Annotated in this window: 12 protein-coding genes; 8 read left to right on the forward strand and 4 right to left on the reverse strand. The window is 65.6% G+C overall.

Going from position 1 to position 14,583, the window contains the following annotated elements; all coding sequences use genetic code 11:
* Nucleotides 1-13: 13 nt before the first annotated feature.
* Nucleotides 14-463 carry a tripartite tricarboxylate transporter TctB family protein gene (locus tag BMZ97_RS03570; RefSeq protein WP_092165541.1) on the reverse strand — a complete coding sequence of 150 codons (450 nt, stop codon included), beginning with the start codon at nucleotides 461-463 and terminating at the stop codon, nucleotides 14-16.
* Between the two features lie 15 nt (nucleotides 464-478).
* Nucleotides 479-1,474, reverse strand: coding sequence for a Bug family tripartite tricarboxylate transporter substrate binding protein (locus BMZ97_RS03575; protein WP_092165543.1), 996 nt, complete (start codon nucleotides 1,472-1,474; stop codon nucleotides 479-481).
* A 244-nt stretch (nucleotides 1,475-1,718) separates the two neighbouring features.
* On the opposite strand from BMZ97_RS03575, the gene BMZ97_RS03580 reads away from it, so the two are divergent.
* The 3 genes from BMZ97_RS03580 to kdgD all read left to right on the forward strand — a co-directional run bounded on the left by BMZ97_RS03580 (nucleotide 1,719) and on the right by kdgD (nucleotide 4,734).
* On the forward strand, nucleotides 1,719-2,711 hold the full coding sequence (locus BMZ97_RS03580; protein ID WP_092165545.1) for a Bug family tripartite tricarboxylate transporter substrate binding protein: 993 nt from the start codon (nucleotides 1,719-1,721) through the stop codon (nucleotides 2,709-2,711).
* Nucleotides 2,712-2,762: 51 nt separating this feature from the next.
* Entirely contained in the window at nucleotides 2,763-3,668 is a 906-nt protein-coding gene (locus BMZ97_RS03585) for a LysR family transcriptional regulator (RefSeq protein ID WP_092165547.1), read from the forward strand.
* Nucleotides 3,669-3,783: 115 nt separating this feature from the next.
* A complete protein-coding gene (kdgD, locus tag BMZ97_RS03590) occupies nucleotides 3,784-4,734 on the forward strand; it encodes a 5-dehydro-4-deoxyglucarate dehydratase (RefSeq protein ID WP_092166586.1) in 951 nt (316 codons plus the stop codon).
* Between the two features lie 100 nt (nucleotides 4,735-4,834).
* Here the strand turns inward: kdgD and BMZ97_RS03595 are convergent, their stop codons facing one another.
* A complete protein-coding gene (locus tag BMZ97_RS03595; RefSeq protein WP_092165549.1) occupies nucleotides 4,835-6,385 on the reverse strand; it encodes a cation:proton antiporter in 1,551 nt (516 codons plus the stop codon).
* Nucleotides 6,386-6,572: 187 nt separating this feature from the next.
* On the reverse strand, nucleotides 6,573-7,577 hold the full coding sequence (locus BMZ97_RS03600; protein ID WP_092165551.1) for a LacI family DNA-binding transcriptional regulator: 1,005 nt from the start codon (nucleotides 7,575-7,577) through the stop codon (nucleotides 6,573-6,575).
* Nucleotides 7,578-7,779: 202 nt separating this feature from the next.
* On the opposite strand from BMZ97_RS03600, the gene BMZ97_RS03605 reads away from it, so the two are divergent.
* The 5 genes from BMZ97_RS03605 to BMZ97_RS03625 all read left to right on the forward strand — a co-directional run bounded on the left by BMZ97_RS03605 (nucleotide 7,780) and on the right by BMZ97_RS03625 (nucleotide 14,567).
* Entirely contained in the window at nucleotides 7,780-9,060 is a 1,281-nt protein-coding gene (locus BMZ97_RS03605; RefSeq protein WP_092165553.1) for an ABC transporter substrate-binding protein, read from the forward strand.
* Nucleotides 9,061-9,130: 70 nt separating this feature from the next.
* Nucleotides 9,131-10,072, forward strand: a complete 942-nt coding sequence (locus BMZ97_RS03610) for a carbohydrate ABC transporter permease (RefSeq protein WP_092166588.1) — start codon at nucleotides 9,131-9,133, stop codon at nucleotides 10,070-10,072.
* Nucleotides 10,069-11,121, forward strand: a complete 1,053-nt coding sequence (locus BMZ97_RS03615) for a carbohydrate ABC transporter permease (RefSeq protein ID WP_092165555.1) — start codon at nucleotides 10,069-10,071, stop codon at nucleotides 11,119-11,121. The genes BMZ97_RS03610 and BMZ97_RS03615 overlap by 4 nt, the downstream gene beginning before the upstream one ends.
* Before the next feature lie 16 nt (nucleotides 11,122-11,137).
* Nucleotides 11,138-12,220 (forward strand): ABC transporter ATP-binding protein, encoded by a 1,083-nt coding sequence (gene ugpC, locus BMZ97_RS03620; protein ID WP_092165557.1) that lies wholly within the window; start codon nucleotides 11,138-11,140, stop codon nucleotides 12,218-12,220.
* A gap of 61 nt (nucleotides 12,221-12,281) precedes the next feature.
* Nucleotides 12,282-14,567 (forward strand): glycoside hydrolase family 31 protein, encoded by a 2,286-nt coding sequence (locus BMZ97_RS03625; RefSeq protein ID WP_092165559.1) that lies wholly within the window; start codon nucleotides 12,282-12,284, stop codon nucleotides 14,565-14,567.
* The last annotated feature ends 16 nt before the right edge of the window (nucleotides 14,568-14,583 follow it).

The following is a 14,583-nucleotide window of genomic DNA, read 5'->3' on the forward strand; positions in this document are numbered from 1 at the left end:
GGTCGGTGAGCCTTCAGCGCGGCCAGAGCGGAACCGGCAACGCCAGAACCTTGATGAAGAGGATGGCCGCCGCGCAGGAGAGCAGCAGCGCGAAGGGGACCGTCTCGCGAAGGCGGCCTTCGCGCGTGGCAAAACCGGCGAGGATCACGGTGACGACCGAGGCGATGGCGAGCCCCAGCCGCTCCGCCGTCAGCGCGAAGATGCCGACGGCACCGAGCACGGCGAGCAGCGGGCGGATCTGCACGGGAACGATCGCCGGGCCCGCCCGCCTCGCTCCGCGGGCGCAGAAGAACAGGCCGAAGCCGAGCAGCCCGAATGAGACGACGCGCGGCATGTAGCCCGGCCCCATATCCGCGGCATTGCCGACGACGAGGTGGCGGGTCGCGATCAGCGCAGCCGCCGCCACCGCGACAAGGAACAGGCCGAAGAGCAGATCCTGCCAGTCGATCCGGGAACGGGTCATCGGCCAGGCTCCGGCTCAGCTACCTTTGATGCCGGCTTCACGGATGATGCCGCCCCAGCGGGTGGTCGCATCCTTCAGCCAGGCGGAGAAATCGGCAGGCGAGCCGGCCCGGACGACGCCGCCCTGTTCGGCGATCCTGGCCTTGATGTCGGGCGTCTCGAGGATCTTGCCGATCTCCGCGTTGAGGCGCGTGACCATGGCGGGTGGGGTGCCGGCCGTGGTCAGGATGCCTTGCCAGGTGCCGGCATCGCCGCCGGGCAGCCCGGCTTCCTTGAAGGTCGGCAGCCCCGCGACACGCTCCTCGCCGGTAACGGCAAGGCCGACGAGCTGCTTGTTGGCGACGAAGGGCAGTGTCGCGGTCGAGCCGTTGATGATGACGCCGCTCTCGCCGGAGACCACGGCGCGCGAGGCCGCAGCCCCGCCCTTATAGGGCACGTTCTTCCACTGGATGCCGAGTTCCTTCGCCATCGAGACGGCGGTGATGTGGTTGGCCGCGCCCACACCTGAATTGGCGACGGCGAGCTTGTTTGGATTGGCCTTGGCGTAGGCGATCAGCTCCTGCGCCGTCTTCGCCGGAATGGAGTCATGCACCGCCAGGACATAGGGGCCGAACATCACCATCGAGACCGGCGCCAGATCCTTGTTGGGATCATAGGTCAGGTCCGAGAACAGGCTCGGCGCCGTCGCGAGCGAACCGACATCCATCAGCAGCAAGGTGTGACCGTCGGGCGGTGCCTTGGCGACTGCATCGGCGCCGAGATTGCCGGCGGCGCCGGGTTTATTCTCGATCACCACGGTCTGGCCGATCGCGGCCGAGAGTTTGGGGCCGATCAGCCGCGCCAGGATGTCCGAGGTCCCACCTGGTGCGAACGGCACGATGAGGCGGACGGGGCGCTCGAATTTCTGGGCCGCGGCCGGGTTGCTCGCGAATGCAACGCTGGCGAGTGCCGCGAGGGCAAGGCCTTTTGCGGCGATCGCTGGCAAGCGGAATGGTGATCTGGATAGGGACATGATTTCCTCCGGTGGGATGCAGACCGGCCCGGACCAGCCGGGCAGCGAGCGTGCAGGCAGTCTTGAGAGCTGCCTTGTCAGCCCGGAGGATAGGTCAGGCACGATGCGCCAATGAGTTAGATTGGCAATGGAACGATATCTTTTTTGGATCGCACGATAGCGCCAACGGGCTTGCGAGCCCGTCGACCTCGCCTACTCTCGAAGGCAGACGGCAAAAGCCGCGAGGCCTGTCCTGGGAGGAACAATGAAACGACTGATCACGCGCCGAGCGGCGCTCAGCCTGGTTGGCGGCGCATTCGCCATGCCCCTCATCGCACGTCGCAGCTGGGCGCAGGCCTATCCCACGAAACCCGTGACGGTGATCATCCCCTTCGGCGCCGGCGGCACCACCGATCTGATCGGGCGCATCATCTGCGAGAAGCTCTCGCAGCGCATGGGCAAGTCCTTCGTCATCGAGAACCGGGCCGGGGCCGGCGGCAACACCGGCGTCGCGGCTCTCGCCCATGCCGCGCCCGATGGCTACACGATCGGCATGACGACGGTCGCCACGCACGGCATCAATCCGACCCTGTTCAAGGACAAGCTGCCTTTCAGGGCGCTGGAGGATTTCGAATTCCTCTCGCTGGCTTCCTCGCAGCCTAATTTCATGTGCTGCCACCCTTCGGTGCCTGCGCAGAACGTCGCGGAGTTCATCGCTTATCTGAAGGCCAATCCCGGCAAGGAGACATTCGCATCCTCGGGGCTGGGCACCTCCATCCATCTCTGCGGCGAGCTGTTCATGCAGCTCGCGGGCGTGAAGATGCAGCATGTCAGCTATCGATCCTCCGGCGCATTGATGCAGGATGTCATCGCCGGCAACGTCAAGATCACCTTCGACAATTTCACCTCGCCGTATCCGCACTACAAGGCCGGCGCCGTGCGCGGGCTCGCCGTTACCACGATGCAGCGGGCCAAGATCGCGCCCGAGATTCCAGCCCTCTCCGAGACGCTGCCGGGTTTCGACATCGCCTCCTGGAACAGCTTCCTTGCTCCGAAAGGAACGCCCAAGGAGATCTGCGACAGGCTCGTCGCCGAGCTGCAGGCCGCCCTGAAAGACCCGTCCGTGGTCTCGCGCTTCGAGGAGCTCGGCGCGGCGGCGACGCCTTCCAGCGCAGATGAGGCCAGGGCGAAATCGACCACCGAGATCGCCAAGTTCAGGGACATCATTGAAAAGGCCGGGATTAGCATCCAGAACTGATGCCGAGCCTCGCCCGCGATACGGCACGGGCAATCCTGGGAGAGGCGGAGCATGTTCGAGCTGAGCCAGCTGCGCTGCTTCGTCGCCGTCGCGGAGGAATTGCATTTCGGCCGCGCTGCCGTGCGGCTGAACATGACGCAGCCGCCGCTCAGCCGCCAGATCCAGATTCTCGAGCGGGTGCTCGACGTGATCCTGTTGGAACGCAGCAACCGCACGGTGAAACTGACGCCGGCGGGCCAGAGCTTCCTGGCCGAGGCGCGTCGCCTGCTCAAGCTCGCCGAGAGCGCGGCGCTGCTCGCAAAGCGCGTCGCCAATGGCAAGGCCGGCTCGATCAATATCGGCTTCACCGCGACCTCGGCCTATTCCTATGTGCCCGAACTCGTGGCAGCCTGCCGGCGCGAATTGCCCGATGTCGAGGTCTCGCTCAAGGAGATGGTCAGCGGCGACCAGCTCAAGCGGCTTGATTCCGGCGAGATCGACATCGGCCTGCTGCGCCCGCCGATTCCGCGCAACGGCCTGCGCTCCTTTCGGGTCACGGCCGAGCCGCTGATCGCGGCCGTACCGTCGGGGCATGCGCTGGCGCGGGCCGAGACGGTTATCCTCGATGAGCTCGTGCGCGAGCCCTTCATCATGTACGCGCCCTATGAGGCGCGCTATTTCCACGATCTCCTGGTTGAGCTGTTCTCGCGCACCGGGCTGGTGCCGAATTATGTCCAGCACCTCGCTCAGATCCACTCGATCCTGGCCATGGTCCATTCCGGCGTCGGCGTCGCGCTCGTGCCGGAGACGGCGACGAACCTGCATTTCAGCGGCGTTGCGCTGCGCCGGATCGAATTGCCACGACAGCGGCCGGCCGAGCTCTTCTTCGTCAGCCGCGACGACAACGACAACCCGCTGCTACCGATCATCGCCTCCTTGGCGAAGGGGCTCGCGCAAGATCTGCCCAGGACCGGCTGAACGATCAAGAGCCGGCTGAACGATCCAATCAATGGATCGACCGATACAGTGATTGGTCTCCATCGGCATCGTTCTTGATCTACTCCTGCGTCTGAGTTCAGCGAAGGACGCAACCATGAGCAAGATGACCCCGCAGGAGATGGCAAGGCATATCGGCAACGGCCTGCTGTCCTTTCCCGTCACGCCCTTCACGGCCGGCAATGCCTTCGACGAGGCGCGCTACCGCTCCAATCTCGACTGGCTTTGCGGCTATAATGTCGCCGGGTTGTTCGCGGCGGGCGGCACGGGCGAGTTCTTCTCGCTTTCTCCGGCCGAGGTCGTGAAGGTCGTGGCGACGGCGGTTGCCGAGACCAAGGGCCGGGTGCCGGTGCTTGCCGGCGTCGGCTATGGCACGCAGATCGCCACAGAACTTGCCGCCGGCGTCGAGCAGGCGGGCGCCGACGGCATCCTGCTGCTGCCGCCCTATCTCGTCTTCTCCGAGCAGGAGGGGCTCGCCGCCCATATCGATGCGGTCTGCAAGGCAACGAAGCTCGGCGTCATCGTCTACAACCGCGACAACGCCATCGTCAGCGAGGAGACGCTGGCGAAGCTCTGCGAGCGCAATCCGAACCTGGTCGGCTACAAGGACGGCATCGGCGATATCGAATTGATGACCCGCATTCATCTGCGCATGGGCGACCGGCTGACCTATATCGGCGGCCTGCCCACGGCGGAGACCTTCGCGCTGCCTTATCTCGAAATGGGCGTCACCACCTATTCCTCGGCGGTGTTCAACTTCGTCCCGCATTTCTCGACCAAATTCTACGTAGCGGTACGCCGGCGCGACCGCGAAACCGTGCAGGCGGGCCTGCGCGACTTCATCCTGCCGCTGATCGCGATCCGCAACCGCAAGCGCGGCTATGCCGTCTCGATCATCAAGGCGGGCATGAAGGTGATCGGCCGCGATTCAGGCTCGGTGCGCAGCCCGCTGACCGATCTAAGCGAGAGCGAGACGGCGGAACTCGCCGCGCTCGTCGCCCGGCTCGACCAAGGCGAATTCGCGGCGCGCGAACTCGCGGCCGCCTGATCGTCCTCGGTTACCGGAAGTGCTTGCCGCCACGCCCCATCGGGCGTGGCGGCGACTTCACCGTCCGGAGCGAGGAAGTGGAGCGGCACCTGCAGGCGCGCTATTGGCGCTCCTCTGCGGGCAGGGAGCTAAGCTCCAGCCAGTCGAATTCCGCTTCGACGCGTCGATAGGCGTCGTCGCCGATGGTACCGGCGTTGCGGAGCGCGTCGAGCGCGTCGCGCGCCACGGCCACCACGCGGCGGCGCAAATCATTCTCCGGAGTATCGAGCGGGTCATGTCCGCGCTGGGCGAGGTTCAACGCCTCGCCATACTCGATGGAGAGGCGCTGAGCGGCAGGCGAGGCGTCGCGCTCCAGCTCCGTGATCGCGGCGCCGAGCGCGGCCTTACGCGCCAGGCGGAGTTCGGAATCCACGAACCCGTCCTTCGGCAGGCGCAACAGGATGAGGAGCGGGCGCAGCGTGACGCCCTGGATCACAAGGGTTCCCAGCACGACGACGAAGGCAGCGAGCTGGATGAAGTCGCGATAGGGAAAACCGGCGGGGAGAGCCATGGCGGCCGCCAGCGTGACGATGCCGCGCATGCCCGACCAGCCGATCACCAGACCTCCTTTCGCACTTGGCGGCGGCATCGTGGATGTGGCGGGTGGCGCCCCGAACAGCCGGTTCTTCCATTCCACCAGCATGTGGTGCGTCATCACCCAGGCGATGCGAACGGTGATCACTGTCGCCAGGACGGCAAGCGAGGCGCCGAGATAGCGCAGGCGCTCGGCATCGCTGAGAGGCTCGAGGATAGGACGGATCTGCAGCCCGATCAGCGTAAACGCCAATACGTTCAACACGACGGTCGCCGTTTCCCAGATGGCGAAGGACGGCACGCGCAGCCGCGCCGGCATTGGCGGGCCCGACCGCCACGCCATCGTCAGCCCATAGACGACGATGGTCACGACCCCCGAAAGTCCGAGATGTTCAGCAAGGAGCCATATGCTGAAGGTCGAGACGAACTGGAAAATGACGGAGCTCGGCGCATCCTCGATGAGCCCGATCAATCGGCCGACCGGCCACACCAGCGCCCAGCCGACCAGCACGCTGCCGAAACTGACGAGGGCGAAGGTTGGCAGCGCATCCGTGACGGCGAAGCTGCCGGCCACGACGGCTCCCACGGCCAGCTTGTAGATCAGCAGCGCCGAGGCATCGTTGAGCAGGCTTTCGCCTTCCAGCACCATCCGGATGCGGTGCGGCGGATCCACTTGCTTCAGGACGGCCAGCGCCGCGACGGCGTCCGGCGGCGCGAGCAGCGCGCCGAGCGCGATCGCTGCGCCCCATGGGAAATCCGGAAAGATGGCGCGAACGACAAGCGCGACGATCACTGTGGTGAGGCCAACGGCGGCCAGCACGAGAGACAGAATCGGCGCCCAGTTGGTTTGAAGATCGCGCAGCGAGGTATCATAGGCGGCATCGAGCAGCACGGGGGCGACGAAGAGGGCGAGGATGAGCTCCGGCGGCAGATCGAGCCGCGGCGCGCCCGGCAGGAACGCGACCGCGGCGCCCGCCAAGGCGAGGAGCGTCGGATAGGGGATGTTCAGCCGCTTCGCGACCACCGACAGGATCGTCGCTCCCAGCAGGAGCACAAGGATGGTCTCGAAGATGAGCATGGGGCGACGATCTTTTCCTGGGCGCTCCGAATGAACAGGAATACCGGGCTTTGGGTGAGGTCGCATACCCCTTTGCGTGCGCCTGCGAGGCTTTCGCTGAAGGAAGGCGCTGCGGCGGGCACAACTGTTTCCGTGCCGGTAGTCGTGAGCGCCTGCTCCATCGATCCGGCGCATGTCTCCTTGCCGATCAGGTCTCCAGGGAGTGCGGCAACAGGATATCATCCGGCATCGTGCCGCCCCAGAGCGCGGTGAGCTGCTCGACGACCTTGGCGCCAAAATCGGGGTAGGGGATATGGACCGAGGTCAGCCAGGGCGCGATCCAGGCGTTGAGCGGATTGGCGTCGATGCCGATGAGCAGGCAGGTTTCAGGAATGGCGACACCGCGCTCGACGGCCAATCTGTAGGCGCCATAGGCCATCATGTCGCTGACGCAGAGCAGTCCTTTCGGCCAAGCCCCGGCGCTTGCCGCGACAAGGGCCCGCGCCGCGTCATAGCCGACCTGAAGATGCGACAATCCGGGAGCCGAGGCGCGCCGGATACGGTCGGCCTCGACACCGCGCGCGATCAGTCGCTCGACGAAACCGGCGACGCGCTCCGCCGTCGATGAGGAGCCCTGCGCGGGAAAGATCACGGCTGGTTCGGTGATCGCGCGCGTCAGGCAATAATCGGCGGCAGCAGCGCCCGCGGCGTGGTTGTCGATGCCGACATAGGCGCCGCCCTCGGGATTGCGGCGACTGACGAAGACGATCGGCTCTCCGCGTGCGAGCGCGTCGCTGAGCGCCGGGCTCGTGACGGCGCTCACCAGGACATAACCCTGCACCAGCTGCGAGCGCATGGCCTGCAGGTATTCGTCCTGCAGATCGGCGCGGTCATGCGTGTCGCACAGGATCATGACGTAGCCGGCCGCACGCAGCGCCGCTTCCGTCGACACTGCGATGGCGGCCATGGCCGGGTTGTCGAGGTTGGGGGCGAGCATCGCGATGACGCGGCTCTGGCGCCGGCGCAGCGCACGCCCGACATGGTTGGGCTGGTAGCCAAGCGCGACGACGGCCGCCTGTACGCGCATCACCGTCTGAGCCGAGGCCCGCCGCGTCTCGCCATTCACGATCCGCGATACGGTGGCGACCGAAACCCCAGCCTCGGCGGCAACAGTCGCAAGCGAAACCTGGGCGGCAGACACGAATCTTTGCATCGGCTCCAATCGATTCTCAGGTTCCAACCGATTTCCTGCCGGCAGGATGCGCCGCAAAGAACCTGCGCCAGCCTCCCGTCACAATCGAGACCTGTCTTTCAATGCCTCGTCGCGCCGCCGTTGACAAGTTAGGCAAACGTTTGCCTAATAGCCGCAAGGCATCCAGCTGAGATGCCAGGAACGATCCCGGGATGGAACGCAGATGACAATGAGAGCGTGGGTTTCGGCCTTGGCCGTCGTGACAGGGCTTCTGGCGGTCGATGTCGCTCAGGCGCAGACCACCGTGCGCATGAGCTGGTATTCCGATGGCAATGAGGGCGAGGTCATCGCCGATCTCCTCAAGCGCTTCGAGGCCCAGAACACGGACATCAAGATCGTTCTCGATCAGGTGCCCTACAAGGCGATCACCGAGAATCTGCCAGTCCAGCTCGCCTCGGGGCAGGGGCCGGACATCGCCCGCGTCGTCGATCTTGGCGGCATCGCCCGCTATGCGCTCGACCTGCGGCCTTATCTGAAGGATGCCGCTTATTGGGACGCCAATTTCGGCCCGTTTCTGGAGTGGATGCGTCCGCAGGGCGACACCAACTCCATCCCCGGCTTCATGACGCAGCTCACCGTCACCGGGCCCTTCGTCAACAAGACATTGTTCGAACAGGCCGGCATCGCACTGCCCGGCGCCAAGGCGACATGGGAAGACTGGGCCAAGGCGACGAAGGATGTCGCCGCCAAGGTGCAGGCGCCGTTCCCCATCGCCATGGACCGCTCGGGCCACCGCTTCTTCGGCCTGGCGATCTCGGAAGGCGCGAAGCTGTTCGACGCCAAGGGCGAGCCTGCCGTGATTGATGACGGCTTCAAGCGCGCGGCGCAGCTCGTCTATGACTGGCACAAGAGCGGCATCATGGCCAAGGAGCTCTGGGGCTCGGTCTCCGGCGCGGCCTATCGCGGCGCCAATGACGAGTTCAAGAACGCCCAGGTCGTGATGTACATGTCCGGTTCCTGGCAGATCGCCCAGTTCGACAAGACGGTCGGCAATGCGTTCGATTGGGTCGCCGTGCCGACGCCATGCGGCCCCGCCGGATGCACGGCGATGCCGGGGGGCGCCGGGCTCGTCGCGATCAAGACGACAAAGAACCCCGCAGCCGTCGCCAGGGTCATGGAATATCTCGCCAGCGAGCCGGTGCTGAGCGAGTTCTACAGCCGCTCGCTCTTCGTTCCCGGCCATATCGGCATCGCCGCGAAGGGGCTCGACTACAAGGATGCGAGCCCGCTGGCGAAGGCCTCGCTCAAGGTCTTTTCCGACCAGGTCGCGGGTCTGTCGCCGGTTGCCTACAAGCTGCAGGGCTATGCCAACAACCGCATCATCTTCAATGCGGTGATCAGCCGTGTCGGCCAGGCGATCTCGGGCGAAACCACGTTGGACGAGGCCTATAAGCGGGTCGCCTCCGATATTGAACAGCAGATCGCCGAGCGCAACAAGAAGTAGCCCGGTGACGCCTCCGCTTTCCCTCCGCCGCAGTGCAGCACGCTGGCTCGGCCTGTTCGTCGCGGCGCTGATGCGGCTGGTCGATTGGCCGATGCGGTGGCTGCAGCGGCTGCTTGGCGAGCGCCGGATGGCCTATGTCTTCCTGCTGCCGAACCTGGTCTTCTTCTCGCTCTTCGTCTTCCTGCCGCTGATCATCAACGTCGTCTTCTCGGTGACGGGAGGGACAGCCTTGTTCCCGTCGGAGCGGCCCTATGTCGGCGGCGGGCAGTACGCCTATCTCTTCGACTGCGACAGCTTCCTCGATCCCGGCTCGTGCCGGGAGGACCATTTCTGGCGCGGCGTCGCCAATACGCTGCGCTTCACGACCTTCCAGGTCGTCGCCATGGTGCTGTTCTCGCTGGTCACCGCGGTGGTGCTCAACATGCGCATCCGCGGCCGCGGCTTCTTTCGCGCCGTCTATTTCTTCCCCGTCCTGCTCTCGCCCGTCGTGGTGGCGCTGATCTGGAAGTGGATCCTGCAGCGCGACGGCCTGCTCAATGCCGGCCTCACCGCGCTCGGCGGCCAGAAGATCCTGTTCTTCATCGATCCGGGCTGGGCGATGTTCTGGGCGGTCTTCGTCTCGATCTGGGCCCATATGGGCTTCTACACGCTGATCCTGCTCGCCGGCCTCCAGGCAATACCCGCCGATCTCTACGAGGCGGCGGAAATGGATGCGACGCCGCGCTGGCGCGCCTTCTGGCGCATCACCTTGCCGCTGCTCTGGCCCAATCTCATCGTCGTCATCGTGCTGGCGCTGATCCGCGGCGTGCAGACCTTCGACGAGGTCTTCGTGCTGACAGGAGGCGGGCCGGGCACGGCGACGCTGATGGTCGTGCAGTACATCTACGAGACGGCATTCTCCAACCAGGTGCAGAATTTCGGGCTGGCAGCGGCAGCCTCGGTGGTGCTCGGCATCGTGCTGTTCGGGTTGACGCTGGCACAGCTCGCGGCCAGCCGCAGGAGGTCTGCATGAATCGTGTCGCGCGCCTGCTGCAGATCCGGCGCAAATCCGGGCGCTGGCATTGGACCGATATCGCCGCCTACAGCTATCTGGCGCTCGGCGTCGTGCTGATGTTCGGGCCCGTGCTCTGGCTCGTGCTGTCCTCCTTCAAGACGCAGGCCGGCTTGCTGGAATTCCCGCCTTCGCTGCTGCCGATGTCGCAGCGCGAGGTCGCGGTAGCGGGCTTTCCGCAGCCTTTGCCGCTCTTCAGCGTGACGCTCGATGACGGCTCGACCCGGGTCCTGGCCCAGGTCCGGCGCATCGGCATCGTCGCGCAGATGGTCGATCCGGAAAGCCCGGCCCAGCAGTTCCGGATACCGATCGACAAGCGCACGCCGGTGCGCGAATTCAAGCTGGCGACGGAGAACTACACCGAGCCGCTCGAACGCTTCGCCTTCACGCGCTTCCTCGGCAATTCGGTCTTCGTCACGGTGGTGGCGACGCTGATCACGCTGCTGATCAACTCGATGGCCGCCTATGCCCTCTCGATCTACGAGTTCAAGGGCAAGAACGCCGCGATGCTGATGGTGGTCGGCACGCTGATGATCCCGATCACCATCATCCTGGTGCCGGTCTATCTGGTGATCACCAAGCTCGGCCTGGTCAACTCGCTCTGGGCCGTGATCCTGCCGGGCGCCGCGACGCCGACCGGCGTCTTCCTGTTGCGGCAATACATGCTGACCCTGCCGCGCGACCTGATCGAGGCCGCGCGCATGGACAAGGCCTCGGAATGGCAGATCTATTGGCGCATCGTGATGCCGCTCGCCATGCCGGCGCTCGCCGTGCTCGCGATCTTCTCGATCATGTGGCGCTGGAACGAGTTCCTCTGGCCGCTCGCGGTCTTGACCAAGACCGAAGTCCATACGCTGCAGATCGGCCTCAACGCCTTCCAGGGCGAGCTGCAGACGCAATGGCACTATCTGCTCGCCATGACAGTGGCGACCCTGGCGCCTGTCGCGCTGGTCTTCGTCTTCCTGCAGCGCTTCATCACCACCGGCATCGCCAATACGGGAATGAAATGACCGGAACGGGTTCTCAATGGCTGAACTGACGCTCAGCGGCATCACCAAATCCTTCGGCGCGACCACCGTGATCCATGCTGTCGACCTGCATGTCGCGGATGGCGAATTCGTCGTCTTCGTCGGCCCGTCCGGCTGCGGCAAGTCGACCTTGCTGCGCATCATCGCCGGGCTGGAAGAGGTCACGACGGGGTCGATCGCGATCGACGGCGCCGACGTCACCGGGCGGCCGGCCTCCGAGCGCGGGCTTGCGATGGTGTTCCAGTCCTATGCGCTCTATCCGCATATGAGCGTCTACAAGAACATGGCCTTCGCGCTCGAGAATATGGGCCTGAAGGCGCCCGAGATCGATGCCAGGGTGCGTCGCGCCGCGGCTATGCTGCGCCTGACCGACTATCTCGAGCGCAAGCCCAAGGCGCTCTCGGGCGGGCAGCGGCAGCGCGTCGCCATCGGCCGCGCCATCGTGCGCGATCCGAAAATCTTCCTGTTCGACGAGCCCTTGTCGAATCTCGACGCCGAATTGCGCGTCGCCACCCGCAAGGAACTCGCCGGCCTGCATGCCGAACTCGGCGGCACGATGATCTATGTCACCCATGATCAGGTCGAGGCGATGACGCTGGCCGACCGTATCGTCGTGCTCCAAAGCGGACGCATCGAGCAGATCGGCACCCCGCTCGAGCTCTACAACAGTCCTGACAACCTCTTCGTCGCCGGCTTCATCGGCTCGCCGCGCATGAACCTGTTGCCAGCCCGCGCCGCAGGACAGGGAGCCGTCGCGCTGGGGGAGGCGGGGCAAGAGGTGGAGCTGGGTCGCGAAACCGCGCTCCCGGCTGGAACCTCCGTGACCCTTGGCATCAGGCCGGAGCACATCGCTCTTGCGGGGGAGGGCGAGGCGGGTCTCGCCATGACGGTCGAGCTCGTCGAGCGGCTCGGCGGGGAGAGCTATCTGTACGGCTCCGCTCCCGGGCTGCCCCAGATCACCGTGCGGCTGGACGGGCAGACGAGCCATGGTCGTGGCGACCGCGTCGCCCTGCGTTTCGCGCCGGCGCATCTGCATCTGTTCGACGCGGCCGGCAAAGCTCTGCGGCCCGACCGAGCCTGAACGCCGCCGCGCAAACCCTCATTCTCATACCTGCTCATATCTGTCCTTCTGGAGCCCCGCGATGAAAGCCCTGACGCTAGGCCGCTATATCGGCCGCGATGGAGAAGCCGCCCTGTTCGATGTCGGACTCGGCAACACCATCGCCGTTCGCATTCTCGAAGGCGATATCGGCCGGGTCACATTGAAGCCGCAGGACGGCTATCGGCTCGACCGCGGCTGGTCGATCGCGCCCGGAGGGCTGGAGCCGTCCTATGAAGGGCGCCAACGCGACGATCTGTCCGGCTTCGCGAACCCTCAGGCCAGCGTCACAGAGGGCGAGGGCAGGGTGGTGCTCTCAGCCGGCAGCCTTTCCGCCGAGATCACGCTCGAGCCCTTCGGCATTGCCTGGTGCCGCGACGGCGAGGAGACCCCGTTCCTGCGCGACCGGCCGACCCAGGCCTATCTCGCGTCGCCTCGCACCGGCGCCGTCGCGCATTACATGGCGCGCGATTATCACGAGCGGCATTATGGCCTCGGCGACAAGGCCGGCCCGCTCGACCGCACCGGCCGACGCTTCGCCATCGATGCTGTCGACCCTTGCGGTTTTGATGCCGAGCTCAGCGACCCGCTCTACAAGATGCTGCCCTTCTTCATCGTCGACGGCCCGCAGGGCGCCCATGGCGTGTTCTACGACAACCTCGCCACCGGCTCTGTTGATCTCGGCTGCACGCTCGATAATTATCACGGCCTGTTCCGCTCCTGGCGCGGCGACGATGGCGACCTCGACTATTATGTCCTGGCCGGCCCGACCGTGCCGGCGGTGACGCGCCGCTTCTCCTGGCTCACCGGCGGGCAGGCCTTTGCGCCGCGCTGGTCCTTCGGCTTCGGCGTGACGTCCATGGCGATCGCCGATGCGCCTGATGCCGATGCCCGCATCAGCGATTTCATCGGCAAATGCGAGACACACCGCATTCCCTGCGACAGCTTCCATTTCGGCTCGGGCTACACGCAGATCGGCCATCGCCGCTACGCCTTCAACTGGAACCGCGACAAGTTTCCCGATCCCGCCGCGACGATGGCGCGGCTGAAACAGGCGGGCCTGCAGCCGGTCGCCAATCTAAAACCCTGCCTGCTTGACGACCATCCACGGCTCCAGGAAGCGCTGGACCAGGGCATACTGGTGAAGGACGGCAAGACCGGGGAGCCGGCGGTCGCGCAGTTCTGGGATGGCCTCGGCTTCCACATCGACTTCACCAATCCTGCCGGACGAGCCTGGTGGCGCAATGGCATCGAGACCGCGCTGCTCGATTACGGCTTCACCACCGTCTGGAACGACAACAACGAATACGAGATCTGGGATGAGGACGCGCTTTGCCATGGCGATGGCCGCCCATTCCGGCAGGCCCTGGCCCGCCCGGCTCATGCGCTGCTGATGACCAAGCTCTCCTACGAGGCGCAAGCCGCGCGCGAGCCCGGCAAGCGGCAATATTCGGTGACGCGCGGCGGCGGCGCCGGTATTGCCCGCTACAGCCAGACCTGGTCCGGCGACAACGAGACCGCCTGGAAGACGCTGCGCTACAATCTCACCCAGGGGCTCAATATGAGCCTGTCGGGCATGTTCAGCATCGGCCATGACGTCGGCGGCTTCCACGGGCCGACGCCCGGTCCCGAGCTGTTCGTGCGCTTCAACGAGTTCTGCGCGCTCTGGCCGCGCATGGTGATGAACTCCTGGAACGATGACGGTGTCGTCAACCTGCCCTGGATGTATCCGCAGGTGGTCCCGCAGGTGCGCGAGGCGATTGGCCTGCGCTACCGGCTGATGCCTTATCTCTATACCCAGATGTGGCGCGCCAGCCGCGACAACGAGCCCGCCGTGCGCCCGCTCTTCTACGATTTCCCCGATGATCCGGCAGTGCGCGGTATCGATGACGCCTTCATGCTCGGCCCCGACATCCTGGTCGCGCCGGTGCTGGAGGAGGGCGCGACACAGCGCGAGGTCAGCCTGCCCAGCCATCCCGGCGGCTGGTATGACTGGCATGGCGGCCAGCATTATCGCGGCGGTGGCGTGGTCAGCGTCGAAGCACCGCTTGGGCGCCTGCCGATCTTCGTTCGTGCCGGCGCCATCATTCCAGTCGGCGATGCCGAGCGGTTGAGCCCGGTGCGGGAGCTGCTTGCCTTCGGCGCAGATACGGACGCGCGCGGCGAGCTTTACGAAGATGATGGCGAGACCACCGGCTGGCACGACGGCAGCGGCCTGCTCAGGAGCTTCTCGATCAAGGACGGCGTTCTCTCGGTCCGCAGCGAAGGCCGGCATCACCCCGGCCTCGAGACGATCCCGCTGCGGAGCATGGGCGAGGCACAGCCTTAAGCTGCTTGCCCCGTTG

Origin of the sequence: Allobosea sp. OK403, from assembly GCF_900113835.1 — a bacterium.
Classification (GTDB): domain Bacteria; phylum Pseudomonadota; class Alphaproteobacteria; order Rhizobiales; family Beijerinckiaceae; genus Allobosea.

Coding starts and splice junctions, on each gene's coding strand:
- BMZ97_RS03570 (WP_092165541.1), bottom strand. CDS start 463: ATGACCCGTTCCCGGATCGACTGGCAGGATCTGCTCTTCGGCCTGTTC.
- BMZ97_RS03575 (WP_092165543.1), bottom strand. CDS start 1,474: ATGTCCCTATCCAGATCACCATTCCGCTTGCCAGCGATCGCCGCAAAA.
- BMZ97_RS03580 (WP_092165545.1), top strand. CDS start 1,719: ATGAAACGACTGATCACGCGCCGAGCGGCGCTCAGCCTGGTTGGCGGC.
- BMZ97_RS03585 (WP_092165547.1), top strand. CDS start 2,763: ATGTTCGAGCTGAGCCAGCTGCGCTGCTTCGTCGCCGTCGCGGAGGAA.
- kdgD (WP_092166586.1), top strand. CDS start 3,784: ATGAGCAAGATGACCCCGCAGGAGATGGCAAGGCATATCGGCAACGGC.
- BMZ97_RS03595 (WP_092165549.1), bottom strand. CDS start 6,385: ATGCTCATCTTCGAGACCATCCTTGTGCTCCTGCTGGGAGCGACGATC.
- BMZ97_RS03600 (WP_092165551.1), bottom strand. CDS start 7,577: ATGCAAAGATTCGTGTCTGCCGCCCAGGTTTCGCTTGCGACTGTTGCC.
- BMZ97_RS03605 (WP_092165553.1), top strand. CDS start 7,780: ATGACAATGAGAGCGTGGGTTTCGGCCTTGGCCGTCGTGACAGGGCTT.
- BMZ97_RS03610 (WP_092166588.1), top strand. CDS start 9,131: ATGCGGCTGGTCGATTGGCCGATGCGGTGGCTGCAGCGGCTGCTTGGC.
- BMZ97_RS03615 (WP_092165555.1), top strand. CDS start 10,069: ATGAATCGTGTCGCGCGCCTGCTGCAGATCCGGCGCAAATCCGGGCGC.
- ugpC (WP_092165557.1), top strand. CDS start 11,138: ATGGCTGAACTGACGCTCAGCGGCATCACCAAATCCTTCGGCGCGACC.
- BMZ97_RS03625 (WP_092165559.1), top strand. CDS start 12,282: ATGAAAGCCCTGACGCTAGGCCGCTATATCGGCCGCGATGGAGAAGCC.